The organism is Pseudoalteromonas sp. T1lg23B (assembly GCF_002964665.1).
Classification (GTDB): Bacteria; Pseudomonadota; Gammaproteobacteria; order Enterobacterales; family Alteromonadaceae; genus Pseudoalteromonas.
On sequence record NZ_PQBZ01000002.1, the window covers coordinates 170,594 to 196,482 of the forward strand.

The window sequence follows — 25,889 nt, forward strand, 5'->3', positions numbered from 1 at the left end:
CTCGAGGTTAAATCTAAATCGTTTTCAAGCCACGCTTTAGTATTGTTTTGTAATAATAGTCTAATACCTAATTGTTGTGAAACATCTGATATATTTACTAATAATTTGGGAGATAGAAGGAGTATTTGCCATATCGTCGCGCTATCTTGCTCAAGCAAGGAGCCTCTATTTGCTAAAAGCTTGAGTTGGGCTAATAAAGGACGTGCAATTGGTTGGCTGGGCATTGCAGTGATAATTTGCATTACCAGTTGCCATGGTAAGTGCTGATAATGATTGAGTAATTGGTAGCTAAAATTTGTTCTAAAATAAGCTCGCAGAGCATCAATATGGGAATTGTTATGGTTACTTTTCAAAACCATAGCAGCGTATTCACCACTTGCTTTATCCTGTTTGAAACCTAACTTGACCAACTCATAGCTGTTTTGCTGCCAAAAGTTTAATAATCGTGAGGTCGCACCGAAGCTGCTGCCAAAATAATCAACCTGTTTGCCTAGTTGTTGTTCAACGTAGCTTAGAAGTTCACTCCCAAGGCCTTTGGTATGAAACTGCGGAGTGATGACAATTCGAACAATACGCGCAATCTTTGCGTTGAGAAAGTGACTATTTCCTTGCGTGGCAAAGAGTTGCTGCACTAACAGGTGTCCTTGGGGACGGCGTATGCCAACAGCTATGTCACTGTGCAATTCATCTGGAATTTGTCCTTCTAGATTGACGAGACACAAGCCGATTAATTGCTGTTTATTGCGGATGGCAAAAATGACGTTGGATGGACTATCCAGAAGCTGACGTAAATCATTAACCGTTGTTTGGTAGTGTGCCAACACCAATAATGCGAAGGCTTGTTGTAGCAAAGGCTCATCATTGGCGAGCGACTTTCTATCGAGTTGACAAAACTCGGGTTGGTCAAGGTGCTCAACCACAGGGTATTGGCAATCTAAAGCGAATAGCTGATTGATCACTTTCTCCAATGGATCATGCGCTTGATAGCGAATGGGTTGGTGTAAGTTCAGTGATACGTGATTTGGGAAGTGTTGCTTCAGATGACTTTGAAACCGCAACGTGTAACCACGACCATTGCCCTCATAGCCAATGATGGTGCTCGAAAACACGCATTGCTTGGTTTTGCGAGAAAGTGCGATCAAGATAGGCACGGGGATTGATGCTGCTTCATCAATCAACAACACTTGCTCATCTAAAGTTTGCGACAGTAGTTGATCTGGCGGTACAAACTTGAGATTTGCGAGTTGTTTTTCATGACCTTGGTAATTTAGACCTAGCGTCTGTGCAACATGTTTAAAGCTATTTTTCACGGCGCTATATTGCAATGCGCAGATAATAAATTGTTTATGGGCCATTCTGGCGGCAAGGAGTCCCAACGCTGCTGACTTGCCTCGACCTCGATCGGCGCTAAGTAATATGGGTATGTGCGTTTGTTTGTCTAGGTTGTGTTGGATAGTCGAGATTACTTGTTGTTGCTCATAATAAGTTGCAGTTAACCGATGACTTAGGCCGTTTGATGCCAGTGTCAACCCTTTGCTTTGTGACCAGCAGGATATGCCAGAGTTATTTAAGATTGACTGCCAACGTTTTAAAAAGGGGCTGTCGGTGACGGTATAGCCAAAAGAACACCAACTGGCGACGCTAGGGTCTAACCACTCGGTTAGTTCGTCCAACTCGGGTAAAAGTAATATTAATAGCCCGCCAGCTTTAACTGTACCACTCAGCGCCGCTAACCTGTTGGGGACGATACCAGCATAGCCGTCATAGACGGCTAACTTAAATTCTTGTCCTAAGATCTGATGAAGATGCTCAGGCCAACAGGCATTGTCTAATGCCTCGTGCTTCGATAACACCAAGCTATCATCCGATAACTGAAATAACCTACCAAGCTGTTCGATAGCCCATTCATGGGCGCCACATATTAAAAACAGCTGGCGGTGCTGGTTATTTTCTAACTCGGAAAATAACGGCTTTAGTTCAGAGACTTTGTAAACGGGCATAGGCCGTGACCAACCATTTGGTTCCTACATCATCAAAGTTTACTTGAATACGAGACTGCGCGCCGCTGCCCTCATAATTAAGCACAGTTCCTGCGCCAAACTTTGCATGTAATACGCGCTGACCTAGATTATAGCCACTGTCTTCAAAGGCCGCATGGGTAACGGAGGCACTAAAGCGGCCACTATTCACCGGTCGAGATACTTGCGTTTTGATACGGATCTCTTCGATACATTCTTCGGGGAGCTCTCGTAAGAAGCGCGAAGGGCTGTGATGCTTTTCCTGACCATATAAACGACGACTCTCGGCATGACTGATGTAGAGTTTATCCATGGCTCGGGTCATTCCGACGTAACATAAGCGCCTTTCTTCTTCCAAGCGTCCAGACTCTTCATGGCTTTGTTGTGATGGGAACATCCCTTCTTCAACACCCACCATGAATACCAGCGGAAATTCGAGCCCTTTTGCAGAGTGTAAGGTCATCATTTGCACTGCATCTTCATGTTCATCAGCCTGACCTTCTCCCGACTCTAAAGAGGTATAGGCTAAGAAGCCTTGCAGAGGTGAGCTAAAATCTTCGTCTATGGGCGGCTCATACTGGCCACAAGCACTGATCAATTCTTCAAGGTTTTCTACCCGAGCGCGACCTTTTTCACCTTTTTCAGCCTGATACATTGCCATCAAGCCCGAGTATTCAATGGTTGTTTTAGCCTGCTCAGAAAGTTCTAACTCGGTGATCTTGTCATCCAACTGTTCGACAAGTTCAATAAAACGAGCCACCGCGGTGGCAGCTCTACCAGCTAAGTGCTTTTGCTCAAGTACAGCTTTGGCCGCATACCAAAGTGGCATCGACTCATTGCGTGCACAGTCGCGAATATGGCTGAGGGTTTTATCGCCAATCCCACGTGCTGGTGTATTGATCACTCGTTCAAAAGCCGCATCATCCTGACGGTTACTCAGTAGCCTTAGATACGCCAATGCGTCTTTGATCTCTTGACGTTCGAAGAAGCGCATCCCGCCGTAAATACGGTATTTTAGACCTTCTTGCAGTAAGGCTTCTTCTAATACTCGTGACTGAGCGTTATTTCGGTACAGAATCGCACAATCTTGTAAGGCATTGCCTGCGTTGAGCCAAGAGCGAATTTTACTGACTACAAAACGAGATTCATCCAGTTCATTAAATGCGGCATAAATTGAAATGGGTTCGCCTTGATTACCATCGGTCCATAGGCTTTTACCCATGCGTTCAGAGTTATTCTGGATCAACGCGTTGGAAGCATTGAGGATATTCGCTGTAGAACGATAGTTTTGTTCAAGGCGGATAGTTTCAGCCGAGAAGTCTTCTAAAAAGCGTTTGATATTTTCTACTTTTGCGCCGCGCCAGCCATAGATGCTCTGGTCGTCATCGCCAACAATCATCATGTTGTTTTCTTGTCCAGCAAGCAGTTTTAACCATTGATATTGAATACTGTTGGTATCTTGAAACTCGTCCACAAGCATATGTCTAAAGCGTTGCTGGTAGTGCCTTAATAACGTTGGTTGTCGTTGTAGTAATTCATAGCAGCGTAACAGTATCTCAGCAAAATCGACTAAGCCAGCTCTGTCACAGGCATCTTGATAGGCGGTGTAAACACGCAACAGAAGTTGCTCATTCACATCATAGGCTTGAATATCTTTTGGCCTTTGTCCTTCATCTTTACGCGCGCTGATATACCAGGCAATTTGTTTAGGTGGCCATTTTTTCTCATCAATATTCATTGCCTTGAGTAGGCGGCGTATCATACGGATCTGGTCATCAGTATCTAGGATCTGAAATGCTTCAGGTAAGTTGGCTTCGCGGTGATGAGCTCGCAAAATACGATGAGACAATCCGTGGAAGGTACCAATCCACATGCCACCGACTGGCATGCGTAGTGTTTCTTCAACACGGGTGCGCATTTCTTTAGCTGCTTTATTGGTAAACGTAACGGCAAAAATACTATAGGGCGAGGCATGTTCGACTTGCATTAACCAGGCTATGCGATGCACAAGTACTCGGGTTTTCCCTGAGCCTGCACCCGCCAGAACTAGCATATTGCTTAGAGGGGCAGCAACTGCTTCACGTTGTTTATCGTTTAAGCCATCGATTAATTCAGAAACGTCCATTCTCGCGCCTATTTCAGTAAAATGAGCGCAAAGTATACCCGTGTTAGGGGGGCGTTGCCCAGTTACACGTGTTAAAAACTGCGTTAGTTAAATCTATCAGCTTGAATTTATTAGATAAATACAAAAAAGAAAACTGTATAAATAAACAGTTATTCGTGATCTAACACTGCCTTCAATCTATTTTGGACTTCTTCTACCAGTAAATCTGGCTGGAATTTAGATAAGAACGCATTACAGCCGACTTTTTCAACCATTGCCTGATTAAAGCTGCCACTCAGTGATGTATTTAAAATGACATATAGATCCTTCAAGCGCGAGTCGTTACGAATTTCGTAAGTCAGTCTGTAGCCGTCCATCGCTGGCATTTCGGCGTCGGTGATCACGGCTAAGAGTTCTTTGTTGACGTCAATTCCTTCATCAGCCCAGTGTTTCAATAAATTCAGAGCTTCCTGACCATCAGTTGCGGGAATTATTTCTATGCCTAACTGTGCCAGCGTATCAGATACTTGTCGGCGCGCGGTGGGTGAATCATCAGCATGAAGAATTTTGCGGCCTTGGAATTCGTCGATGATACTCTTATCCAAAATGTCATCCGAAATCACGACATCATAGGCAACAATTTCGGCTAGCACTTTCTCGACATCAATAATTTCAACGATGTGTTCAACACCGTCACGTTGTATTTTCGTCAGTGCTGTGAGGTAGTGATTTTTACCCACCGAACTTGGCGTTGGCATGATATCTTGCCAAGTGGTGTTGACGATTTGATCGACCTTACCGACTAGAAAAGCCTGCACAGAACGGTTGTATTCTGTGATCACAAGGTTACTGTCGGAGTCTTTTTCGCATTCGGGCATACAGATAGCGCGACGTAAATCGATCACGGGAATAGACTCGCCGCGAATGGTTGTAACACCGCAGACTTTTGGGTGGGCATTGGGCATGATATTCAAATGGGGCAGTTTAACCACCTCTTTAACTTTGAATACATTTAGGGCGAAGAAGTGGCGACTATGAAGATGAAACAACAGAAGTTCCAAGCGGTTTTCACCCACCAACTGTGTTCTTTGATCAACAGAAGCTAATACGCCAGCCATACTTCACCTTTTTCTCCCAATTGCGTCACCTCAGTATACTGAAGTTGGGACAAAATACGAGCTTTGCATTACATGGCATGGTCGTTACTTTTGTATTAAAAGTTTTACTCTTCGTGCTGTGACTCGTAAATGCGTATTTTTTAAGGTTTTCAAGCCTGTAGAGATAGAGTAAGGTGACATCATGGAACAATAGATAGCATTAGATTATGCCTATAATTTTTAAACGTTTTATGGTGTTGCTACGAGCGCACGTTGATAAAGCGAGCTGGCAACTGTTAGTTACAGTCACCACTTGCCATTTGTTATTGGTATGGGGACTACTGTACTACGCAGGTGAGCAGGCACTGATTGCGCCTGACACTTTTATTTATTACTACATAGTGACCACATCTACCGTTGGCTACGGAGACTTCAGCGCAACAACGAATTTGGGACGTTGGATTGTGGCATTGGTGCAAATTCCGTTCGGTCTAGCTTTATTCGGTATCTTACTGGGTAAAGCAGGTCAGTTCATGACATTTTGGATTAGAAGAGCAATGACAGGCGATAAGAACTTTAATCATTTACGTAATCACATCATTATTTTTGGCTGGCACTCAATACGCACAAAAAAAATGATCGACTATATTTTAGCCGACACTAAAAGGCAGGATAGGCGAATAGTTTTGGCGGTTGTCGATGAAATTGAACATCCTTTATTGAGCTATTCTGAGGTAGATTTTGCACGATTATCAAGTTTTACTGATGATGATGAATTGGCGCGTATTGCAACCAGTGCTGCCGATAAAATAATCATAGATGGTCAGGATGATGATCAAACCTTTACCACAGCTTTAAAGCTAAGCCCTATGGTGCAAAAAGGGGCTCATATTAGTGCGCACTTTGTCGATGAGAGCAAAGTAGCGTTGCTACGAGCCCATTGCCAAAATGTAGAATGTTCTTCGAGTAAATCAGCGGAAATCTTAGTCAGAGCCATGCAGGATCCAGGTTCTAGTCGGGTGCAAGAAGAACTGTTGTCGACGTTACATGGTGATACGCAATTTAGCCTCAAGTTGCCTGTAGGGGTGAAAACCTGTCAGTTTGGCGCTTTATTTCATTATTTTAAAGAAAAGCATGATGCAATTTTGCTGGGTGTAGCCCATGATTTAAGTGCGCAAAATATGGACTTGAATCCGCCCTTAGACTACCCAGTTAATGCTGGGGATATTTTACATTATATAGCTGCTGAGCGGGTGTTACCTGATGAAGTGGCTTGGCAAAGGTTGTCATGAATGAGCTAATACTATTATTTATTGCTGTATGCGGATATTTGATACCGCTTGCTATTATCTCTGGTAGTAAACGCACCAAGGGCCATGAAAAAAACGGCTGGTTAATCGGCACGTTGCTTTTTTCATGGCTTACGTTGTTGCTATATTTTTCTATCGTACCCAAAGGCGGCGTACAGCAAGAAAAAGAGAAGAAACCGCGTTCAAGGCATCGACATTAATTTTGTGTTAGTAAACCCCATTCTTGCTCGCTCACAGGCATGATTGACAGGCGACTGGCCTTTTTTAGCGCTAGATCTTTGATGTCTGGGTTGGCTTTAATCGATGCAAGACTAATAGGCCTAAGGTGTTGCACGTATTGTAATGTCACACCAAACCAACGAGGGTCTTCTGGTTTTGATTTGGCATCAAAATAAGCGCTTTTTGGGTCAAATTGATAAGGGTCTGGCTGAGCTGCGGTGATCACTTTAGCAATCCCAACAATAGCGGGTACTTTGCAGCTTGAGTGGTAAATAAACACTCTGTCATCAAGCTGCACTTGATCGCGCAAAAAGTTTCGTGCCTGATAATTTCTTACTCCATCCCAAAAACTGCCTTGTTCGCCCGCCGACTTTAAATCATCAATTGAAAATGTATCTGGTTCTGTTTTAAATAACCAATATGCCATGCTCTACCTAATCATGTTGCGAAAATAAAAATAACTATGTGGTCGAACACCAACTATTTTCTGTAATAGCTTGGGTTTGAGTGACTCACTTAGGTTACTATTATACTATGATTATTTAATTAAACTGATGAAATAAGAGGTCTCGATGAGTCAAGTTCTTACCGATTTATTGTCTTTATTAAAGCTTGAGGAGATAGAGCAAGGTATTTATCGAGGACAAAGTCAGGATTTAGGATTCCCGCAGGTGTTCGGTGGTCAGGTAATGGGGCAGGCGTTATCTGCCGCAAAATATACCTTGCCAGAAGGGCGGTATGTTAACTCGTTACATTCATACTTTCTGCGTCCAGGGGACGCCAAAAAGCCGATAGTCTATGATGTTGAAGTGATTAGAGATGGACGCAGCTTTAGTACCCGACGGGTGCGCGCGATTCAATATGGGAAGCCTATCTTTTATATGACAGCGTCTTTTCAGGGGGATGAGCCAGGCTTGTCTCACCAAAGTACCATGCCGAATGTACCTGGCCCAGAAGAGCTAAAATCCTCACTGGATTTTTATCGTGAAAACAAAGCGCTGATCCCAGAGCAGCTCCGCCATAAATTCACCTGTGACATGCCACTTGAAACTAGACCTGTGGAGTTTCAAAACCCGTTTCAGCCAGAGGTAACAGAACCACAGCGTCATGTGTGGTTTAAGGCCAATGGGCCGCTTCCGGATGATAGACGCATTCATAACTACCTGCTTGCGTATGCCTCTGATTTTGAGTTTCTACCAACGGCTTTGCAGCCCCATGGTTTATCATTTATGCAGCCCAATATGCAGGTTGCGACAATAGACCATGCAATGTGGTTCCATCGTCCTTTTAGAATGGATGATTGGATTTTGTATAGTGTTGATAGTCCCAGTGCATCAAATGGTAGAGGTCTAGTACGAGGCCAGTTTTTCAACCGTCAGGGGGAGTTAGTCGCTTCGACTATCCAAGAGGGTGTGATGCGTCAACGCAGTTAATTGTGTTGGCCGTTCAGTGAAGAGCGGCCAACATGTTTTGTTTATAGTGTGTCTTGAATGGAGTGTGAAATGCTGGCGGGTAACAACTCATCCAAATGACGTTGTAAGAGCTGCAATTTATCCTCTGCTCGTATACATTGTTCATCGGACATTTTGATAAAGCCGTTCTCTTTCAAACTACCGATAAAGGCGACTAAGACTTTTTTGTCAAAAAACTCTGGACTCTTGATACCGTGCAATGTGCCTAATCGGTTGGCTATTACATCGCTTTCTATCTCAAGGTTTTTACGGGTAATACCTTGATTATTTTGAATCAGGCTTACGGTGATAGCGTAACGCTCTAATGTTAAGTGGCAGACTTTACCCAGCATTTCAAGTTGGGCTACAGCACTACTTTCTTTGTTTACGTGCGCGGTTTGCCCGTCAAACTCTATCAGTCCTTGTTCTGCAAAGCACATTAGCACTTGTTCAATATAATCTTCTCGTAAAGGCGTCAGAAACCACTCTTTGGCAAATAAGGGATAGAGAGTGGCAAATAGCTCTTTGAACTCGCTGATGTTGACGTTAAAGCGGTTAAACAGCAGTTGAGCAATCACGCTAGGCACAGCGAACAGGTGTAAGATATTGTTACGATAATAGTTAAAAAGCGTCCGTTCTTTTTCTTTGATAGCAATGATCTCACCCAGTTCATCCGCAATAACATCCAATTTATTGAGCTGTAACGCATGGGCGAGTAATTGCTCAGCGCTGTCTTCTGGCACGGTGACCTGCGCGTTGTATTTGGCACTACGTTGTAGTGTCAGGTAAAGCGACAATTGTGTGAGCAACTTACGCTTACTCAACGCAAACTGACTATTGCTTAGCAGTATGGTGGCCAATAGATTGATGGCATTGAGTGCTGCGGCACTATTAATATTGGTCATGATATTATCGGCCAGTTCAGCAACCTGAGTGTTTAACCATTGTGGTTTTTGTACATCGGTTGGGTGAATGGCATCACGCCAGTTACTCTGGTGTTCAGTTAGATACTGATTGACGTTAATAGGCTCGCCAAAGTTCAGATAGCCACGACCATAGTTTTTGAGATTCTTGATGGCTTTGAACACAGCAAAAACGGATTCATTTTTTTTATGGTTACCTGCCAATTCTTTTAGATAAGTGTTGATCTCCATAACATGTTCGTAGCCAATATAAACCGGTACGATAGAAATGGGGCGGTCTATACCCCTGAGCATTGATTGTAGTGTCATGGCGAGCATGCCGGTTTTTGGTGGCAATAAACGTCCTGTGCGGCTGCGCCCGCCTTCGGTATAAAACTTAACTGAGTAACCTTTAATGAAAAGCTGACTTAAATATTCTTTAAACACCGCAGAGTAGAGCTTGTTACCTGCAAATGAGCGGCGAATAAAGAATGCACCTGAGCGTCGGAAGATACCTCCAGCAGGGAAAAAGTTAAGATTCACCCCAGCGGCAATGTGTGGCGGTACTAGACCTTGGTGATAAATTACATAAGTCAACAATAGATAGTCCATGTGACTGCGATGACAAGGCACATAGATAATTTCATGTCCTTTGTCGGCAAGTTGATGCACTCGGTCGGCATACTTTACTTCAATACCATTGTAGAGTTTGGTCCACAGCCAAGTGAGAATACGGTCACCAACACGTACCATGGCATCAGAATAATTTGCTGCTATCTCATCGAGCAGCTCTTGTGCATTCAGACGTGCTTCTTCATAACTAAGGCCTTTACTTTTCGCTTCATCGGCAATCGCCTTTTTAATCGCAGGTGCAGCTAACAATGAACTGAACAACTTATCACGAGAAGGAAGTTTGGGACCGGTGGCGGCCAGTTTCTGACGATGAAAGTGTACGCGTGCCACACGGACGAGCTTTTGCGGTAGCTCATCAACATCGGACTTATCATTTATTAATTGCTTTAGGTCAATCGGCTGACTGAATCTCACTAAGTTGTCACGTCCTGAAAAGATCAGCACAAAAAATTTGCGTAACCAGCTTGGTGTTAGAGAATGAGAAAATAATGTACCAATACCAGCCTTTTCTTTACCTGGATTACGGCCCCACAAAATCGTGACAGGGATAATTTGCGCTTGTATCTGCGGGTCACCGTCTAGTGCAGTAAAAATAGCTTTTCCTGTATTCAAAACATTGCTGGGGGCTGCGACTTTGGCAAACAGTGGTGTTGGGTTTTGCAGCCCTAGAAATCGGTCAATTTCGGCATCACCCAGCCTTTGTGGTTGAGTGGGTCTAGGTAGCCCCAGTTTTTTACAAACTGCGTCTAATGCGGCCAAATCTGCACGGGAGTTGAGTCTGGCCACATAAAAAGTTGGCAAATTTGGGTTAAGATCAAATTGGGCTATTGGGTTGTCTGGTAATAATTTTGTTTTTACAAATAATAAATTAGCCCAATGAGCGAACAGGTTTAAGGTTCGAGAAACAATTCCCATGGCAACACCACATCAAAAAATTTGCGATAGCATAGCAAGCTTTAACTGGACTGACCATTTCTAGTGGATTCACTTGCTTGTGCGGTTTATTTAGTAATCTACGTCAGTACTTAAAATAACTTAGCATTAGTTGTTGCATTTATCACCAATATCATTATAATGTGCGGACTTTCTTGCTACTAAGTAGCTTGAAAGCAAACATAGGGCTTGGATTTCAAGCCAATTAAACAGGAATTCCGATTTGGAATTCAATGGTAGAAATAAGAAGACAACCGGCGAATTAGTATTTATTTCGTTCTGGTGGTTTTTTTATGCTCTTTTTAAATGCTCTTTTAATTGAGGTTTAAGAATGTCAAATCAACGCATTCGTATTCGCCTAAAAGCTTTTGACCACCGTTTGATTGACCAATCAACGGCGGAAATCGTGGAAACTGCGAAACGCACTGGTGCTCAAGTACGTGGTCCAATCCCACTACCAACGCGCTTTGAACGTTTTACTGTATTGATCTCTCCGCACGTAAACAAAGATGCGCGTGATCAGTATGAAATCCGCACCCACAAACGTCTGATCGACATCGTAGAACCAACAGATAAGACTGTAGACGCTCTAATGCGCCTAGACCTTGCTGCTGGTGTTGATGTTCAAATCAGCCTGGGTTAATCGGAAGATTAGAGAGGTTTTAGGAAAATGGCATTAGGTCTAGTCGGTCGTAAAGTGGGTATGACACGTATCTTCACTGAAGATGGTGTATCTATCCCTGTGACAGTTATCGAAGCGACGCCTAACCGTGTTACTCAGATCAAATCTGACGCAACAGACGGTTATGAAGCGCTTCAAGTTACTGCAGGCGAGAAAAAAGCAAGCCGTGTAAACAAAGCAGCAGCGGGTCACTTCGCTAAAGCTGGTGTTGAAGCGGGTCGTGGCCTGTGGGAATTCCGCCTAAATGGTGGTGAAGGCGATTTTGAAGTAGGTGCTGAACTTACTGTTGAACTATTCAACGACGTAAGCAAAGTAGACGTAACTGGTACTTCAAAAGGTAAAGGTTTCCAAGGTGGTGTTAAGCGCTGGAACTTCAGCATGCAAGACGCTACACACGGTAACTCTTTGTCTCACCGTGCTCCTGGTTCAATCGGTCAAAACCAATCACCTGGTAAGGTGTTTAAAGGTAAGAAAATGGCTGGTCAAATGGGTAATGTGCAAACAACTACTCAGAACCTTGAACTAGTACGTGTTGACGCTGAGCGTAACCTGCTTTTAGTTAAAGGTGCAGTACCTGGCGCTATCGGCGGTAACGTTATCGTTAAACCAGCTGTTAAAGCATAAGTCCTGGAGATTTAGTGATGGAATTAGCAATTAAAGGCGCTGGTGCGCTTGAAGTTTCCGAAGCTACTTTTGGACGTGAGTTTAACGAAGCATTAGTACATCAGGTAGTTGTTGCTTATGCAGCAGGTGCTCGTCAAGGTACTCGTGCTCAGAAGACACGTTCTGAAGTAAGAGGCGGTGGTAAGAAACCATTCAGCCAAAAAGGTACTGGCCGTGCTCGTGCTGGTACAATCCGCAGCCCAATCTGGCGCAGCGGTGGTGTGAGCTTTGCAGCTAAGCCGCAAGATCACAGCCAAAAAGTTAACCGTAAGATGTATCGCGGTGCGATTAAGAGCATCTTGTCTGAGCTTGTTCGTCAAGAGCGTTTAGTAGTTGTTGAAAACTTCGGTTTAGAAGCACCTAAAACTAAAGAGCTAGTAGCTAAGCTTAAAGAGCTTGAGCTTAAAGACGTGCTTATCGTGACTGAAGAAGTAGATGAGAATCTATTCCTTTCTGCACGTAACCTTTATAAGGTTGACACACGTGATGTAGCTGGTATCGACCCAGTAAGCCTAATCGCTTTCGATAAGGTACTTATTACTGCAGGTGCTGTTAAGCAACTTGAGGAGGCGCTAGCATGATCCGTGAAGAACGTCTTTTAAAAGTAATTCTTGCTCCACACATCTCTGAGAAAAGCACAATTGCTGCTGAAGAGAACAACACGATTGTTTTCAAAGTAGCTAAAAATGCAACTAAAGCTGAAGTTAAAGCTGCAGTTGAGAAGCTTTTTGAAGTAGAAGTAACTGGTGTTCGTACTTTGAATGTTAAGGGTAAAACAAAGCGTACTGGTATGCGTTTCGGTCGTCGTTCAGACTGGAAGAAAGCCTACGTTACTCTTAAAGAAGGTAGCGAGCTAGACTTTGTCGGCGGCGCCGAGTAATAAGGGGAGTTAGAATTATGGCACTTCAAAAGTGTAAACCAACTTCTGCGGGTCGTCGTCACGTCGTTAAAGTGGTTAACCCTGATCTACACAAGGGTAAGCCATACGCTCCGCTTTTAGAGAAAAACTCTAAATCAGGTGGTCGTAACAACAACGGTCGTATCACGGTTCGTCATATCGGTGGTGGTCACAAGCAACACTACCGTGTAATTGACTTTAAACGTACTAAAGATGGCATTCCTGCTACTGTTGAGCGTTTAGAGTACGATCCAAACCGTAGCGCAAACATCGCTCTTGTATTATATGCAGACGGTGAGCGTCGTTACATTATTGCACCTAAAGGCTTAAAAGCTGGCGATCAAATCCAGTCTGGTGTTGATGCACCAATCAAAGCTGGTAACACATTGCCAATGCGTAATATGCCTGTAGGTTCGACTGTACACAACGTAGAATTAAAGCCAGGTAAAGGTGCTCAAATCGCACGTTCTGCTGGTGCATACGTTCAAATCCTAGCACGTGAAGGTCAATATGTGACTCTACGTCTTCGTTCAGGCGAAGTTCGTAAGGTTGAATCTGACTGTCGCGCTACCTTAGGTGAAGTAGGCAATGCTGAGCATATGCTTCGTTCACTAGGTAAAGCAGGTGCTAACCGCTGGCGTGGTATTCGTCCGACAGTTCGTGGTGTTGCCATGAACCCGGTTGATCACCCACACGGTGGTGGTGAAGGTCGTACTTCTGGTGGTCGTCACCCTGTGTCTCCATGGGGCAAGCCTACCAAAGGTGCTAAAACACGTAAGAACAAGCGTACTGATAAATTAATCGTACGTCGTCGTACTAAGTAATAGTTGAGGAATTGCCATGCCACGTTCTCTCAAGAAGGGTCCATTCATTGACCTACACTTGCTGAAGAAGGTAGAGAAGGCGTTGGAAAGCGGTGACAAGAAGCCTATCAAGACTTGGAGCCGTCGTTCAATGATCATCCCTAATATGATCGGATTGACCATCGCAGTCCATAATGGTCGTCAGCACGTCCCTGTATTTGTTTCGGACGAAATGATCGGTCACAAACTAGGTGAATTTGCACCTACACGTACTTACCGCGGTCACGCTGCGGATAAGAAAGCTAAGAAACGTTAATCGGAGGGTATGATGGAAGCATTAGCTAAACACAAATTCGCCTCTGGTTCGGCGCAAAAAGCACGTCTAGTAGCTGATCAGATCCGCGGACTACCGGTAGATCGCGCTCTAGAAATCCTGGCGTACAGCCCAAAGAAAGCGGCTGTATTAGTTAAAAAAGTACTTGAGTCTGCTATTGCGAACGCAGAGCACAACGAAGGTGCTGACATTGATGAGCTACGTGTAGCTACGATCTTTGTGGACGATGGTCCTACAATGAAACGTATCATGCCACGTGCTAAAGGACGCGCTGACCGCATCCTTAAGCGTACAAGCCACATCACTGTTGTGGTTTCGGATAGCTAGGAGATATAAGTAATGGGACAAAAAGTTCATCCTACTGGTATTCGCCTAGGTATCTCTAAACCTTGGGTTTCTACCTGGTACGCGAATACAAAAGATTTCTCTGCACAGCTTTTTGGCGATCACAAAGTGCGTCAATACCTTACTAAGGAATTGAAAGCAGCTTCTGTGTCTAAAATCGTTATCGAGCGTCCAGCTAAATCAATCCGTGTAACAATTCACACAGCTCGTCCTGGTGTTGTTATCGGTAAAAAAGGCGAAGACGTTGAAAAGCTTCGTCAAGCTGTAACAAAGATTGCGGGTGTACCTGCTCAGATCAACATTTCTGAAGTACGTAAACCAGAGCTAGATGCACAATTAGTTGCAGATGGCATCGCATCTCAGCTTGAGCGTCGTGTTATGTTCCGTCGCGCTATGAAGCGTTCGGTACAAAATGCAATGCGCATTGGTGCTAAAGGTATCAAAGTTGAAGTAAGCGGTCGTCTAGGCGGCGCAGAAATCGCACGTTCTGAGTGGTATCGTGAAGGTCGTGTACCTCTACATACTCTACGTGCTGATATCGATTATGCAACTTCTGAAGCGTTAACCACTTACGGTATCATCGGTGTTAAAGTTTGGATCTTCAAAGGCGAAGTAATTGGTGGTTTACCACTAGTTCAAGAGCAAGAGAAGCCAGCTAAACGTGCGCCGAAGAAAGCCAAAAAAAGTGCTAAGTAAGAGGTAGCGATTAATGTTACAGCCAAAACGTACAAAATTCCGTAAAGTGCATAAAGGCCGCAACCGTGGTCTTGCAAACAGCGGTAACAAAGTAAGCTTCGGTTCTTTCGGCTTGAAAGCAACAGGTCGTGGTCGTATGACTGCTCGTCAAATCGAAGCAGCTCGTCGTGCTATGACACGTCACATCAAGCGTCAAGGTAAAATCTGGATCCGTGTATTCCCAGATAAGCCAATCACTGAAAAGCCGCTTGAAGTTCGTATGGGTAAAGGTAAAGGCTCTGTTGAGTACTGGGTTGCTGAAATCCAGCCAGGCAAAGTACTTTACGAGATGGAAGGTGTTTCTGAAGAGCTTGCTCGTGAAGCATTCAACCTAGCTGCTCGTAAATTACCTTTCAAAACAACATTTGTAACTCGGACGGTAATGTGATGAAAGCTAGCGAACTTAAAGACAAAAGCGTAGAAGAGCTAAATGCTGAACTTCTAGAGCTACTACGTGAGCAGTTCAACCTGCGCATGCAAGTAAGCACTGGTCAGCTAGCTCAAACTCACGAGCTGAAAAAAGAGTACGTCGCAATAGCGCGTGTTAAAACGGTTATCAACCAGAAGGCAGGTGCATAATGAGCGATAAGATCCGTACTCTTCAAGGTCGTGTACTAAGCGACAAGATGGACAAATCTATCGTTGTTGCTATCGAGCGTCAGGTGAAGCACCCTATCTATGGTAAATTCATCAAGCGTACAACTAAGTTGCACGCACACGACGAAAGCAACACTGCTAAAGCAGGCGATACAGTTACTATCCGTGAATGTGCGCCGATTTCTAAAAAGAAATCATGGACTTTAGTTGAAGTAGTTTCACGTCCTAAGCAAGCTTAATTTTAGTTTTATACTAAGTTAAACTTTGTTTTCAAAAGCCCCGGCCTTGGTCGGGGCTTTTTGCATTTTCTGACACTCCAAAGTAAAAGAGCTCTGCCGTAAGAGCCTATTAACCAGCCTATTTCTAATGCGTATTTGATGAGAGATAAGTGTTAACATCAACCTGATAAGACTTCTAACGGCCACTTGGCCAATAAAATTTGATAGGTCGGGTATGAATACTGTTGGCGCTGATGCGAGTTGCAGCAGAACCTTGATGATCACTTTGCCGATTTAGAATATTGCTAGGAACGGGATTATTTTTAGTTGTGTGTAAATATGATACTGTGGCGTCGGCCCTATGCCGCGGGTTTATATTTATTGGCTCCGTAAAAGTAAGTGAAAACGCGAGTCGTTATGCGTCAGTGCTTGGGAACTTTTCTTAACATGCAGTATCATCGTCATCATACTTTTTGGCTTGCTCTAGTTTTGACCGCTGGCATCTGGCTTATCTCATTTCTGCTATGGTGGGACATGACAGCATTGTTGTCTAGTTGGAAAACCAGTCTTACGATGTTATTTGGATCTTTTGTTGCAGGCTCAACGCCGTTAGGTGGAGGGGCCGTTGCATTTCCAGTCTTTACGAAAGTATTACAAGTTAGTCCCTATGATGCGCGTACTTTTTCTTTATTTATTCAATCAATAGGTATGTCTTTTGCGACACTGTATTTCATCAGCAGACGCATTTTCATTGATTGGACAACAATTGCGAGAGGCTTAGTTTATGCTACTTTAGGGCAACTGTGTGCGGTGACCTTGGTACTAACAGATGGGCTGTTGTTAAAGTATATTTTTAGTTGCTTTTTGGTGCTGGTCGCACTCTTGCTCGTATACGATAAGCAATCTATTGTGTTATCTCCTGTCACGCTGAAACGGCTAGGGGCCTTTGCGTTAATCACATTTTTTGGGGGACTGATAACGGGCTATCTGGGCTGTGGAGCGGACACCTTGTTGTTCTTTTATTACGTGCTGTTACTTGGGAGTCAAGCTAAGCATATGATCCCTACCACAGTCACTTTTATGGCACTTAATGCACTATTGGGGTCATTGATGTTCTTTATGCTTGGCAATCAACCTTCTGAATTTGTACTACAAAGTTGGTTTTTTGCAGCACCAATTGTTGCCATAGGAGCGCCTTTAGGTGGATACATACTTACCAAGCTCAATGCATCACTGATAGTGCGTTTTATTGTTCTGGTTATTCTGCTCGAATCGTGTAGCTCCCTGTTTTTGTTACCCCTGAAGCCAGTGGAGGTGGCGGTACTGTGTTGTTTGCAATTGAGTGTTTTTTTATTGCTATTAGTGAAAGCTAAAGCGAGGGCCATAAGTGACCAAAGTTAAGGTGGTATCAGCTAGCAAAGCACGATGTTGGGTGTATAAATGAGCCCTGATGGAATCACCAGGGCTGAGTTATTGCTATTACTCTTCGTTGATAACAGGCACTTCAAGGCCCATATCTTCCATAATCTTACGTACTTCTTCAGGCACCTTTTCTGGGTTGTCTTTACGCAAGTCTTCATCGCTGGGTAACGGCTGGCCAGTAAAAGCATGTAAAAAAGCTTCACACAATAGCTCACTATTTGTGGCATGGCGCAGGTTATTTACCTGACGGCGAGTGCGCTCATCAGTTAATACTTTTAATACATTTAGCGGGATAGAGACGGTAATTTTTTTTACTTGTTCAGATTTTTTACCGTGCTCTGCATAAGGGTGAATATACTCACCATTCCATTTAGCCATAGTGTTGTTATTGCCTCAGTGTTGGGAATGCTAATAAGACTGGGTTCGTCAACGCGTTTACTAACTATGTGGCACAAACTACCAAGAGTACCTATGATAGTTTATTCAAAAACGCAGTCTTATTAGCAATACTAATTTGTTAAGTGGCGAAATTTTATCGGTTTAAAAAAGATAGTCAAATACTAGTTAAATAGCCATGTAGCAGTATAAATGTTTTGACTTCTACCTTTTGATCATCTAACCTTTTAGACGTCTAAACATCCAACTATCTAGGTGATGATATGAGTGAGAGTGAAAAGTCTACCATCGCAGTACGTTATGGCATTGATGCTGATAAACATCATGGTGCCGTTGTGCCACCGCTATATTTGTCTACGACCTACTCGTTTGCTGATTTTGATACCAAACGTGATTATGACTATGGTCGTAGTGGTAACCCAAACCGAGACATTTTGGCGCAAACATTGGCGCAGTTAGAAGGCGCAGAGCGAGGCATTATTACTGCAACAGGTATGGCAGCCGTACACTTGGTGACTCAGTTGCTCAATCATGATGATACCTTGGTGATCCCCCACGACTGTTATGGTGGCAGCTACCGTTTGTTCACCTCGTTACAAAAGCGTGGTTTACTGAAATTGGCTGTTTTAGATCTCACTCAAGCACAAAGTTATGAACAGATACTTGCGATAAAGCCTAAGTTAGTTTGGATAGAAACGCCAAGCAACCCTATTTTACGATTAACGGACATTGCCGCAGTGGCAAAAGTCGCCAAGCAAGCTGGGGCGCTGGTTGCAGCCGACAATACGTTTTTGTCTCCTGTATTGCAAAATCCAATCAAACTTGGTGCGGATATTGTGGTGCATTCTACAACCAAATATATCAATGGACACTCAGACGTTGTTGGTGGGGCGGTGGTTGCCAAAACCGCTGAATTAGGAGAAGAGCTTGCTTGGTGGGCGAACAATATCGGCATTACGGGGGCGCCTTTTGACAGCTACTTAACCTTGAGAGGATTGCGCACGCTAAACGTTCGTTTAAAGCAGCATCAAGAAAATGCACTGGTTATTGCCAAATATCTTGAACAGTCACCCTATGTGAGCCAAGTTTATTATCCAGGCTTAGAATCTCACCCTCAGCATGAGCTCGCAAAGCAACAGCAATCAGGATTTGGCGGAATGGTGAGCTTTGATATCAAAGGGGGCCTTAAAGACTCTGCAGCATTCTTAACCAGCCTAAAACAATTTTCATTGGCAGAGTCTTTGGGTGGGGTTGAAAGCTTGATATGTCATCCTGCAACCATGACTCATGCTGGAATGGAACCGCAAGCCCGTTTGGAGGCTGGTGTAGGGGATACCTTGATCCGTATTTCTGTTGGTATTGAGGATGTACAAGATCTAGTTAACGATCTTGAACAAGCTTTTGCAAAAGTACAGCCTGGTTCTGCGCACGCATCAGATGAAGGCAAAGCATTTAAGTTAACGCCGGCTCATACGGCATTGTGGTAAGACGATGACAAAAGTAGTACATAAATTTGGTGGTTCAAGCTTAAGTTCTGCCGCGCGTTATCAAGCCGTTGCGCAAATAGTGTTGGGCCAGTGTTTAGCTGGTGATTGTGTTGTGGTGTCTGCCGCGGGCAAAACCACTAATACCTTAGTAAAGCTGTGGCAAAGCTATAAGCAAGACGACAATCAGGGATTCAGTGATATTTTATTACAGGTGGAAAACCACCAGAGTGAATTAATTGAAGCCTTATTTGTGGGTCACACGCGCAGGGATTTACTTGCGCAGTTAGACGGTGAGCTAAAAACTATCACAGATCAGGCTAAACAAGGTGTGCTACATGAAGCCACCTTGCTTGCACATGGAGAATTGTGGTCAGCGAGAATCTTGGCACACCTTTTAACACAGCTAGGGTTTGCAGCTATACATATTGATGCAAGAGGGTTGTTTACTTTGCATAATGGTCAGCTGTTACATCAACAAAATAAGCAGGCGTGCAAAGAGCAGTTACAAGGGAATGTGTTGTACGTGGTCACAGGTTTTATCGCCAGTGATGTTGAGCATAACACTGTGACACTGGGTCGCAATGGTAGCGACTATAGCGCAACTTTGCTTGCCAGTTATCTTGATGCTGACGCGGTATCAATCTGGACCGATACACAAGGGGTGTTTAGTACCGACCCACGCAAAGTAGCCAGTGCCATTAAATATCCAAAGGTATGTAGGTCTCAGGCTAACTTGTTGGCTCGTTTGGGCAATCCTGTGCTACATGCGAAAACTCTATCACCGTTGAAAAATACCAAGATTAAATTACGAGTACGCAGCAGCTTTGACGTGGAGGCTGCGCCAACAGAAATTGTCAAAGAAGGTTATAGTAAAGCAAAGCGTTTTATCACGACTTTTGAAGATTTAGATTTAATTCGAGTGGATGCTCTGCAACAAGGTGAAGTAGGCGAACTGAGTCAGCTGATACAGCACAGCATTCATCACTTTAATGCCCAAGGAGAGTGCTTCATCTTGGTACCTGCTGCCCATACACACGCGGTACTTCAAGCACTGTCAGGGCGAGCGAATATTGTGGAAAGCGCTCTGCAAGGTTTTGCTGTGGTCGCTGCACCAAGTGATATTGCTCAGCTACAGTCACAGGCTACACTGCTATTGAATGAACAAAATGTGGTAGTGAGATTTTCGCATTGTGATGATGAGTATGTGTTATTTCTTACTGATCAGGCGATTGATAGCGATGTGTTGGCGGTATTGCATGATAAATTAGTGAATAAAGACCGCGAGCTTGCTGTGATCATTGCCGGTTTAGGCAATGTGGGTGAAGTATTTGTAGAGCAATGCCAGCATCAGGTTGCGCATCTACAACAGCAGTTCGATGTTAAAGTGGTCGCTTTGGTTCGCTCTAAGCGCATGTTATTTTCCGCCAGTGGAATTGCAATCAATACTTGGCAGCAACAATGGCAAAATGAAGCCATTGCGTATAGTAATGCCGAGTTAGTTGAGCGTATCGGTGAATTAGACTACGAACACAAGGTGGTGATTGATATCACCGCCAGTGAAGCATTTAGCCAACTTTACCCTCAGTTTATCAAACAAGATTGTCATTTGATTAGTGCTAATAAGTACGCTGGTACAGCTGATAATGCTTGGTACCAGCAGCTACGCGAGCAGCTGAGCGAACGCAACCTGCATTGGCGTTATAACACCAGTGTGGGGGCGGGATTACCGATTAATTTTGCTTTAGCGGATCTACAGCATAGTGGCGACAAGATAACGCAGATTGAAGGTGTGTTTTCTGGGACATTATCATGGTTGTGTAGTAGCTTTGATGGCTCCACAGCGTTCTCTGAATTGGTCTTACAAGCCCAGGCTATGGGGTATACCGAGCCTGACCCTCGTGAAGATTTATCTGGTCGAGATATGCAGCGTAAGCTCCTTATTCTGGCGCGTGACATCGGCTTAACATTAGACCTAGAAGATATCGCCTTAGAGCCATTAATGCCTACAGATATGGCAGATGGCAGCTGGGAAGAGTTTTTAGCACGTCGAGAACAGCTAGATATTTTCTATGCTGATCAATATCAGCAGGCGAAGGCGCAAAATAAAGTACTACGTTACACAGGCTCATTGCGGTTGGATGAGCAAGGAAACGTTCACGCTAAAGTGGGCATTGCCTTTGTAGAAACACACTCAGCCATCGCACACCTGACGCCAGGCGACAATATTTTTGTCATCAAGAGTGTATGGTATGAGCGTAATCCGCTGGTTCTACAAGGTCCAGGTGCAGGTAAAGAGGTTACTGCAGCGGGGATCCACTCTGATTTATATTGGCTGACACAAAGGCTTAAGTGAATAATATGAGCATACAAAAAAGGCGATATCTCTATCGCCTTTTTTTGATAGTTAAAATAGCTCTTCGCGTATCGATTCGTCGTCAAACGGTGTGCTGTTATCCTCATCTAACGCGTATTTTGTAGGGGCAGTGCCCGATTCAAAGTATTCAAAGCGACTAGTATGGTCATTTTTATTGCTTAAAAGCCCTGTTTTTAAGTCAATACGCGTAGAGATCAAACCTGGCGGCGGCTCAATGGGTGCCAAAGGTTGGTCGGCTAATGCGACTTGCATAAACTCAACCCATGCGGGTTGTGCCGTCGTTGCGCCTGACTCAGCCCCTACAATCTGATTACTACCGAGATTGGCGTTATATGCTGCACGACCGAGCGGTTTGCCGGCATCATCGAAACCCACCCAGACCGTGGTCAGCACATTACGATTGAAACCACTAAACCATGTATCAACCGAATCGTTAGTGGTGCCGGTCTTACCCACCAAATCACGTCGTTTTAATGATTGTGCGCGCCAACCTGTGCCTGTCCAGCCTGTTTTATGACGCCAACTACCACCGCCCCAAATGGCGCTGTGCATGGCACTGGCGACTAAAAAGGCATTCTGCTCGGAGATCACCCTTGGTGCACAGCGCTGTGGCCCAGTTTCTAATTGCTGTTCATCACAGGCGAGCAGAGGCTCTGCTTTGCCTAACGTATTACCAAACGCATCTTGCAGCTCCTGGATAAAATACGGTTCTATCAGGTGCCCACCGTTAGCGAAGGTGCTCATTCCTCGTGCCATTTCTAAAGGAGTAATGGCAGCACTACCTAGCGCTAATGATTCACTGCGGTTAATATCTTGATCCTGAAAACCAAACTTCAGTAGGTGATCGGCGGTGCGTTCAAGTCCGACTCCTTTGAGTAGCCGTACTGAAACCACGTTTTTAGACTGTGCTAATGCTCTGCGAATACGAATAGGTCCGTTATACACTTCAGGACTATTTTTCGGACGCCATGCTACGCCCACACTTTTATCCCACTGATTGATGGGGGCATCATTGATGATAGTTGCCAAGGTGTAGCCGTTTTCAAATGCAGCGGAGTAAATAAAAGGTTTAATATTCGAGCCGACTTGTCTCTTCGCTTGAGTGGCGCGATTATATTGGCTTTGTGCAAAGCTATATCCGCCAACAAGAGCTTTTATTCGGCCATTTTGAGGGTCCATTGATACCAAAGCACTGGTTGGTCTGGGATACTGACTGAGTTGCCATTGCTGCTCATGTTGACGTACCCAGATTTGCATTCCCGGCGTGAGGATCTCTGTTGCTGTTTTTGGTGGTAAAGCCTGACGAGTATCTGAAATGTAGGCTCTCGCCCACTTTAAACCCGACCATGGCAGAGTTATGTAATCGCCAGATTTTAATAGTGCAGTAGCACTTTGCTCAGTGACGTCCACCACTACAGCCGCTTTAAGAGGGTCAATTTCTTTAACGGCACTTAATGCATCTAAAATTTCGTTTGTGCTCAACGAGGGCTGTTCTGGGCTCCATAGGATACGCTCTGGGCCACGGAAGCCATGACGCATATCATAGTTGTGCAGATTGTTAATCAATGCCTGTTGTGCCGCTTTTTGTATCGATGACTCTACGGTCGTAAACACTTTAAAGCCGCTGTTGTACGCTTTATCTTCGCCATAGGTATCGACCATGTAACTACGCACCATTTCCGCGATATAGGGCGCATATAGCTCAATTTCGGCACCGTGAAAGCGCGCGCTGATCGGTGCTCTTCGGGCTTCATCATATTGTGCTTTGGTAATATACTTTTCATTGAGCATACGACCTAAAACTACGTTACGGCGCAATTTGGCACGTGTGGGATTACGGATTGGGTTCAGTGCCGACGGAGCTTTGGGTAAGCCTGCTATCATTGCCATTTGGGCTAAGGAGAGCTCGTGCAATTGCTTGCCATAATAGACCTGTGCTGCTGCACCGATCCCAAAAGCTCGATTGCCGAGTTCGATTTTGTTTAAATACAGTTCAAGAATTTCGTCTTTACTCAATAATTGTTCAATATGAAGCGCAATAAAAATCTCTTTGACCTTGCGGATGTAGGCTTTTTCACGGGTTAAAAAGAAGTTTCGTGCTAATTGCATGGTGATAGTACTGGCACCTTGCTTCTTTTGTCCGGTGCTGATCAGGACTAATGCAGAGCGGATAATCCCGATTGGGTCAACACCAAAGTGTTCATAAAAACGGTTATCTTCGGTTGCTAAAAAGGCTTGCAGCATGGGAGTTGGAATGTCTTTGATTTTGACTGGAATACGACGCTTTTCACCAAATTGATTGATCAGTTTTCCATCTTGAGTAAAGACTTGCATAGGGGTTTGCAGCTGTACGTCACGTAGCACTTCTACGCTTGGTATATCTGATTTGACATAGTAATAAAGACTGATTAACGTTAGCAGAGCCAAAATGCTCATAACGATAAAAAATTGTATTGCTCTTCTCAATAAAGTCACGGATTGTTCCCTAGTTAGACTCCCAATTATAGGTAGACACTGCTAGTATATCTTGAATAAAAAACGATTAATATTTTTTGTCGTTATAATTATAACTTGTTCAAAGTTAAAACAAAGGGTAAAGACCACACGCATGCTCAGTAATTTATTCCAGAAGCAAGCTCCAATGATGATTGGTATTGATATCGGCTCTCACTGTGTCAAGGCTGTGCTGCTATCAAAATCAGAGGCTGGCTACCGAGTCGAAGCGGCAGCTATTGAGCCAGTTCCAAAAGGAGCGATCTCTGAGCGTGCGATTCAAGATATTGAAGCGATAGGTCGAGTGATAGGCAAAATTAAAAAGCGTATCCCAAGGTTGACTCAGTTTGCGGCAGTGGCTGTGTCTGGCCAAACCGTAATCACGAAAGTGATCTTTATGGATGTGGCATTAACCGATGCTGAATTAGAGTCGCAAATAGCGATTGAAGCTGACAGCTTGATTCCGTACTCACTAGACGAAGTGAGTATTGATTTTGAAAAAATTTCTGTGAATGAAGCCGATCCTTCCAAGATGAATGTATTACTCTCAGCCGCACGTACCGAAAGCGTTGAAGCGCGTGTAGGGGCGCTAGAAGAAGGCGGGTTGCGAGCAAAAGTGGTGGATGTTGAAAACTATGCTTTGAGTCGTTCATTAAGTGTCTTATACGGGCAGCTGCCAGCTGATGCTTTTGATAAAACCGTCGCCATCTTTGACATTGGTTCGGTGATCAGTTTGGTGAGTGTGGTACTGTCAGGTAAAACAATTTACACCCGTGACCAAGTGTTTGGTGGAGAGCAGTACACAAATAGTATCGTTGCTTATTACAACAAATCATTTGATGAAGCTGAGATTGCTAAAACAACGGGCGACCTGCCTCCTAATTATATTTTTGAAGTGCTAGCTCCGTTTCAAACCGCTTTGTTGCAGCAAGTCAGAAGAGCGGTACAGATGTTTATGACCAGCAGTGGTAAAGATCAGGTGGATTATATCGTACTAACGGGTGGCACGGCATTAGTGGAAGGTCTCGATAGATTGTTAATTGAAGAATTAGGCATTCATACTATTGTTGCAGACCCATTTGCCGATATGGAGATAGCGCCAAAGGTAGACCGTAATGTGCTGGAGCGACATAAACCACAGTTTGCGGTTGCCACTGGGCTCGCATTGAGGAGTTTTTCTTCATGCCACATATAAATTTATTACCTTGGCGTGAGCAACGCAGACAAGCATCTCAGAAAAGGTTTCTAACCATCATTGCGGTTAATATTGTTGTGGTGATGTTTATTTTGTACTTGATCGGTTCATTTTACGACAGCCTAACTGCGGGGCAGCAAGTGAAAAATAATTACTTGAGTGCAGAAGTGGCCAAATTGGATAGCCGCATTGTAGAGATCAACGACTTGAGCCAACAAAAGGAAAACTTGCAACGGCGAATAAACCTGATTGAAGAGCTACAAAGTAATCGTAATTTGGGGACGCAGATTATTGACGAAGTAGTGCGTGTTGTTCCTGCAGGGGTTTACTTAACAAGCTTAGAGCGCAAAGAAAACTTGATTAAAGTGGTTGGGCGAAGTGAATCAAATAATCGCCTGTCACAAATGTTACGTGGCGTTGAAAGCTCCTATTTACTTGAGCGACCAACCATTCAGGGCATTGTCACTGGTGAACAAAACTCTCGCTTATTGAGCGACTTTACTATGCATTTTTACGTAAAGCCGTTTCGTGAGATAGACACCAACGCACGTGTCCAGTAATTCGTTACCAGTGAGACTAT

The 25,889-nt window shown here is 44.2% G+C and carries 25 protein-coding genes and 1 pseudogene; 19 read left to right on the plus strand and 7 right to left on the minus strand.

What is annotated here, in order from left to right:
* Positions 1 to 356: 356 nt before the first annotated feature.
* The 3 genes and pseudogenes from C2M32_RS01030 to C2M32_RS01040 form a co-directional block, all read right to left on the minus strand.
* Positions 357 to 2,000: pseudogene (locus tag C2M32_RS01030) on the minus strand (GNAT family N-acetyltransferase); the annotation flags it as partial.
* Positions 1,978 to 4,143, minus strand: coding sequence for a DNA helicase II (gene uvrD, locus C2M32_RS01035; protein WP_105166698.1), 2,166 nt, complete (start codon positions 4,141 to 4,143; stop codon positions 1,978 to 1,980). The gene uvrD and the pseudogene C2M32_RS01030, both read right to left, overlap by 23 nt.
* 149 nt (positions 4,144 to 4,292) lie before the next feature.
* Complete coding sequence (locus C2M32_RS01040; protein WP_105166699.1) at positions 4,293 to 5,240, minus strand: chemotaxis protein CheV; 948 nt, start codon at positions 5,238 to 5,240, stop codon at positions 4,293 to 4,295.
* A gap of 206 nt (positions 5,241 to 5,446) precedes the next feature.
* On the opposite strand from C2M32_RS01040, the gene C2M32_RS01045 reads away from it, so the two are divergent.
* Positions 5,447 to 6,511, plus strand: coding sequence for a potassium channel family protein (locus C2M32_RS01045; RefSeq protein ID WP_105166700.1), 1,065 nt, complete (start codon positions 5,447 to 5,449; stop codon positions 6,509 to 6,511).
* Positions 6,508 to 6,729: a hypothetical protein gene (locus C2M32_RS01050; protein ID WP_105166701.1), complete on the plus strand. Its 222-nt coding sequence runs from the start codon at positions 6,508 to 6,510 to the stop codon at positions 6,727 to 6,729. Before C2M32_RS01045 ends, C2M32_RS01050 begins: the two co-directional genes overlap by 4 nt.
* Here the strand turns inward: C2M32_RS01050 and C2M32_RS01055 are convergent.
* Positions 6,726 to 7,175: an EVE domain-containing protein gene (locus C2M32_RS01055; protein ID WP_105166702.1), complete on the minus strand. Its 450-nt coding sequence runs from the start codon at positions 7,173 to 7,175 to the stop codon at positions 6,726 to 6,728. The genes C2M32_RS01050 and C2M32_RS01055 overlap by 4 nt on opposite strands.
* A 145-nt stretch (positions 7,176 to 7,320) precedes the next feature.
* On the opposite strand from C2M32_RS01055, the gene tesB reads away from it, so the two are divergent.
* A complete protein-coding gene (gene tesB, locus C2M32_RS01060) occupies positions 7,321 to 8,181 on the plus strand; it encodes an acyl-CoA thioesterase II (RefSeq protein WP_105166703.1) in 861 nt (286 codons plus the stop codon).
* A gap of 41 nt (positions 8,182 to 8,222) precedes the next feature.
* Here tesB and plsB read toward each other — a convergent pair whose 3' ends face one another.
* Positions 8,223 to 10,649 (minus strand): glycerol-3-phosphate 1-O-acyltransferase PlsB, encoded by a 2,427-nt coding sequence (gene plsB, locus C2M32_RS01065; RefSeq protein WP_105166704.1) that lies wholly within the window; start codon positions 10,647 to 10,649, stop codon positions 8,223 to 8,225.
* A 349-nt stretch (positions 10,650 to 10,998) separates the two neighbouring features.
* On the opposite strand from plsB, the gene rpsJ reads away from it, so the two are divergent.
* From rpsJ to C2M32_RS01125, 12 genes are all read left to right on the plus strand, one after another.
* Positions 10,999 to 11,310: a 30S ribosomal protein S10 gene (rpsJ, locus tag C2M32_RS01070; protein WP_005495349.1), complete on the plus strand. Its 312-nt coding sequence runs from the start codon at positions 10,999 to 11,001 to the stop codon at positions 11,308 to 11,310.
* Between the two features lie 27 nt (positions 11,311 to 11,337).
* Entirely contained in the window at positions 11,338 to 11,973 is a 636-nt protein-coding gene (gene rplC / locus C2M32_RS01075; protein ID WP_105166705.1) for a 50S ribosomal protein L3, read from the plus strand.
* A 17-nt stretch (positions 11,974 to 11,990) separates the two neighbouring features.
* Positions 11,991 to 12,593 carry a 50S ribosomal protein L4 gene (gene rplD / locus C2M32_RS01080; protein ID WP_070986413.1) on the plus strand — a complete coding sequence of 201 codons (603 nt, stop codon included), beginning with the start codon at positions 11,991 to 11,993 and terminating at the stop codon, positions 12,591 to 12,593.
* A complete protein-coding gene (gene rplW / locus C2M32_RS01085; protein ID WP_070991183.1) occupies positions 12,590 to 12,892 on the plus strand; it encodes a 50S ribosomal protein L23 in 303 nt (100 codons plus the stop codon). The genes rplD and rplW overlap by 4 nt, the downstream gene beginning before the upstream one ends.
* Positions 12,893 to 12,909: 17 nt before the next feature.
* Positions 12,910 to 13,734 (plus strand): 50S ribosomal protein L2, encoded by an 825-nt coding sequence (rplB, locus tag C2M32_RS01090; protein ID WP_070986411.1) that lies wholly within the window; start codon positions 12,910 to 12,912, stop codon positions 13,732 to 13,734.
* Positions 13,735 to 13,750: 16 nt separating this feature from the next.
* Positions 13,751 to 14,029, plus strand: a complete 279-nt coding sequence (gene rpsS / locus C2M32_RS01095) for a 30S ribosomal protein S19 (RefSeq protein ID WP_010561269.1) — start codon at positions 13,751 to 13,753, stop codon at positions 14,027 to 14,029.
* A gap of 12 nt (positions 14,030 to 14,041) precedes the next feature.
* Complete coding sequence (rplV, locus tag C2M32_RS01100) at positions 14,042 to 14,374, plus strand: 50S ribosomal protein L22 (protein ID WP_058031283.1); 333 nt, start codon at positions 14,042 to 14,044, stop codon at positions 14,372 to 14,374.
* A 12-nt stretch (positions 14,375 to 14,386) separates the two neighbouring features.
* Complete coding sequence (rpsC, locus tag C2M32_RS01105; RefSeq protein WP_070986410.1) at positions 14,387 to 15,088, plus strand: 30S ribosomal protein S3; 702 nt, start codon at positions 14,387 to 14,389, stop codon at positions 15,086 to 15,088.
* A 13-nt stretch (positions 15,089 to 15,101) separates the two neighbouring features.
* Positions 15,102 to 15,515 (plus strand): 50S ribosomal protein L16, encoded by a 414-nt coding sequence (gene rplP / locus C2M32_RS01110; RefSeq protein ID WP_070986409.1) that lies wholly within the window; start codon positions 15,102 to 15,104, stop codon positions 15,513 to 15,515.
* Positions 15,515 to 15,706, plus strand: coding sequence for a 50S ribosomal protein L29 (rpmC, locus tag C2M32_RS01115; RefSeq protein ID WP_105166706.1), 192 nt, complete (start codon positions 15,515 to 15,517; stop codon positions 15,704 to 15,706). Before rplP ends, rpmC begins: the two co-directional genes overlap by 1 nt.
* Positions 15,706 to 15,963 carry a 30S ribosomal protein S17 gene (gene rpsQ / locus C2M32_RS01120; protein ID WP_070986407.1) on the plus strand — a complete coding sequence of 86 codons (258 nt, stop codon included), beginning with the start codon at positions 15,706 to 15,708 and terminating at the stop codon, positions 15,961 to 15,963. The genes rpmC and rpsQ overlap by 1 nt, the downstream gene beginning before the upstream one ends.
* Before the next feature lie 426 nt (positions 15,964 to 16,389).
* Positions 16,390 to 17,343, plus strand: a complete 954-nt coding sequence (locus C2M32_RS01125; RefSeq protein ID WP_158678070.1) for a sulfite exporter TauE/SafE family protein — start codon at positions 16,390 to 16,392, stop codon at positions 17,341 to 17,343.
* Between the two features lie 78 nt (positions 17,344 to 17,421).
* Here C2M32_RS01125 and metJ read toward each other — a convergent pair whose 3' ends face one another.
* The gene (metJ, locus tag C2M32_RS01130) at positions 17,422 to 17,742 is read right to left on the minus strand and encodes a met regulon transcriptional regulator MetJ (protein WP_105166708.1); all 321 of its coding nucleotides are present in this window, start codon (positions 17,740 to 17,742) and stop codon (positions 17,422 to 17,424) included.
* 281 nt (positions 17,743 to 18,023) lie between these two features.
* Between metJ and metB the strand changes: the two genes are divergently transcribed.
* Positions 18,024 to 19,247 carry a cystathionine gamma-synthase gene (gene metB, locus C2M32_RS01135; RefSeq protein ID WP_105166709.1) on the plus strand — a complete coding sequence of 408 codons (1,224 nt, stop codon included), beginning with the start codon at positions 18,024 to 18,026 and terminating at the stop codon, positions 19,245 to 19,247.
* Between the two features lie 4 nt (positions 19,248 to 19,251).
* The gene (gene metL, locus C2M32_RS01140) at positions 19,252 to 21,600 is read left to right on the plus strand and encodes a bifunctional aspartate kinase/homoserine dehydrogenase II (protein WP_105166710.1); all 2,349 of its coding nucleotides are present in this window, start codon (positions 19,252 to 19,254) and stop codon (positions 21,598 to 21,600) included.
* A 51-nt stretch (positions 21,601 to 21,651) separates the two neighbouring features.
* On the opposite strand, the gene C2M32_RS01145 is transcribed toward metL, so the two are convergent.
* Positions 21,652 to 24,096: a penicillin-binding protein 1A gene (locus C2M32_RS01145; protein ID WP_105166711.1), complete on the minus strand. Its 2,445-nt coding sequence runs from the start codon at positions 24,094 to 24,096 to the stop codon at positions 21,652 to 21,654.
* Positions 24,097 to 24,229: 133 nt separating this feature from the next.
* Between C2M32_RS01145 and C2M32_RS01150 the strand changes: the two genes are divergently transcribed.
* Both C2M32_RS01150 and C2M32_RS01155 read left to right on the plus strand, forming a co-directional pair.
* The gene (locus C2M32_RS01150) at positions 24,230 to 25,309 is read left to right on the plus strand and encodes a pilus assembly protein PilM (protein WP_105166712.1); all 1,080 of its coding nucleotides are present in this window, start codon (positions 24,230 to 24,232) and stop codon (positions 25,307 to 25,309) included.
* The gene (locus tag C2M32_RS01155) at positions 25,297 to 25,869 is read left to right on the plus strand and encodes a PilN domain-containing protein (RefSeq protein ID WP_105166713.1); all 573 of its coding nucleotides are present in this window, start codon (positions 25,297 to 25,299) and stop codon (positions 25,867 to 25,869) included. The genes C2M32_RS01150 and C2M32_RS01155 overlap by 13 nt, the downstream gene beginning before the upstream one ends.
* Positions 25,870 to 25,889: the final 20 nt, after the last annotated feature.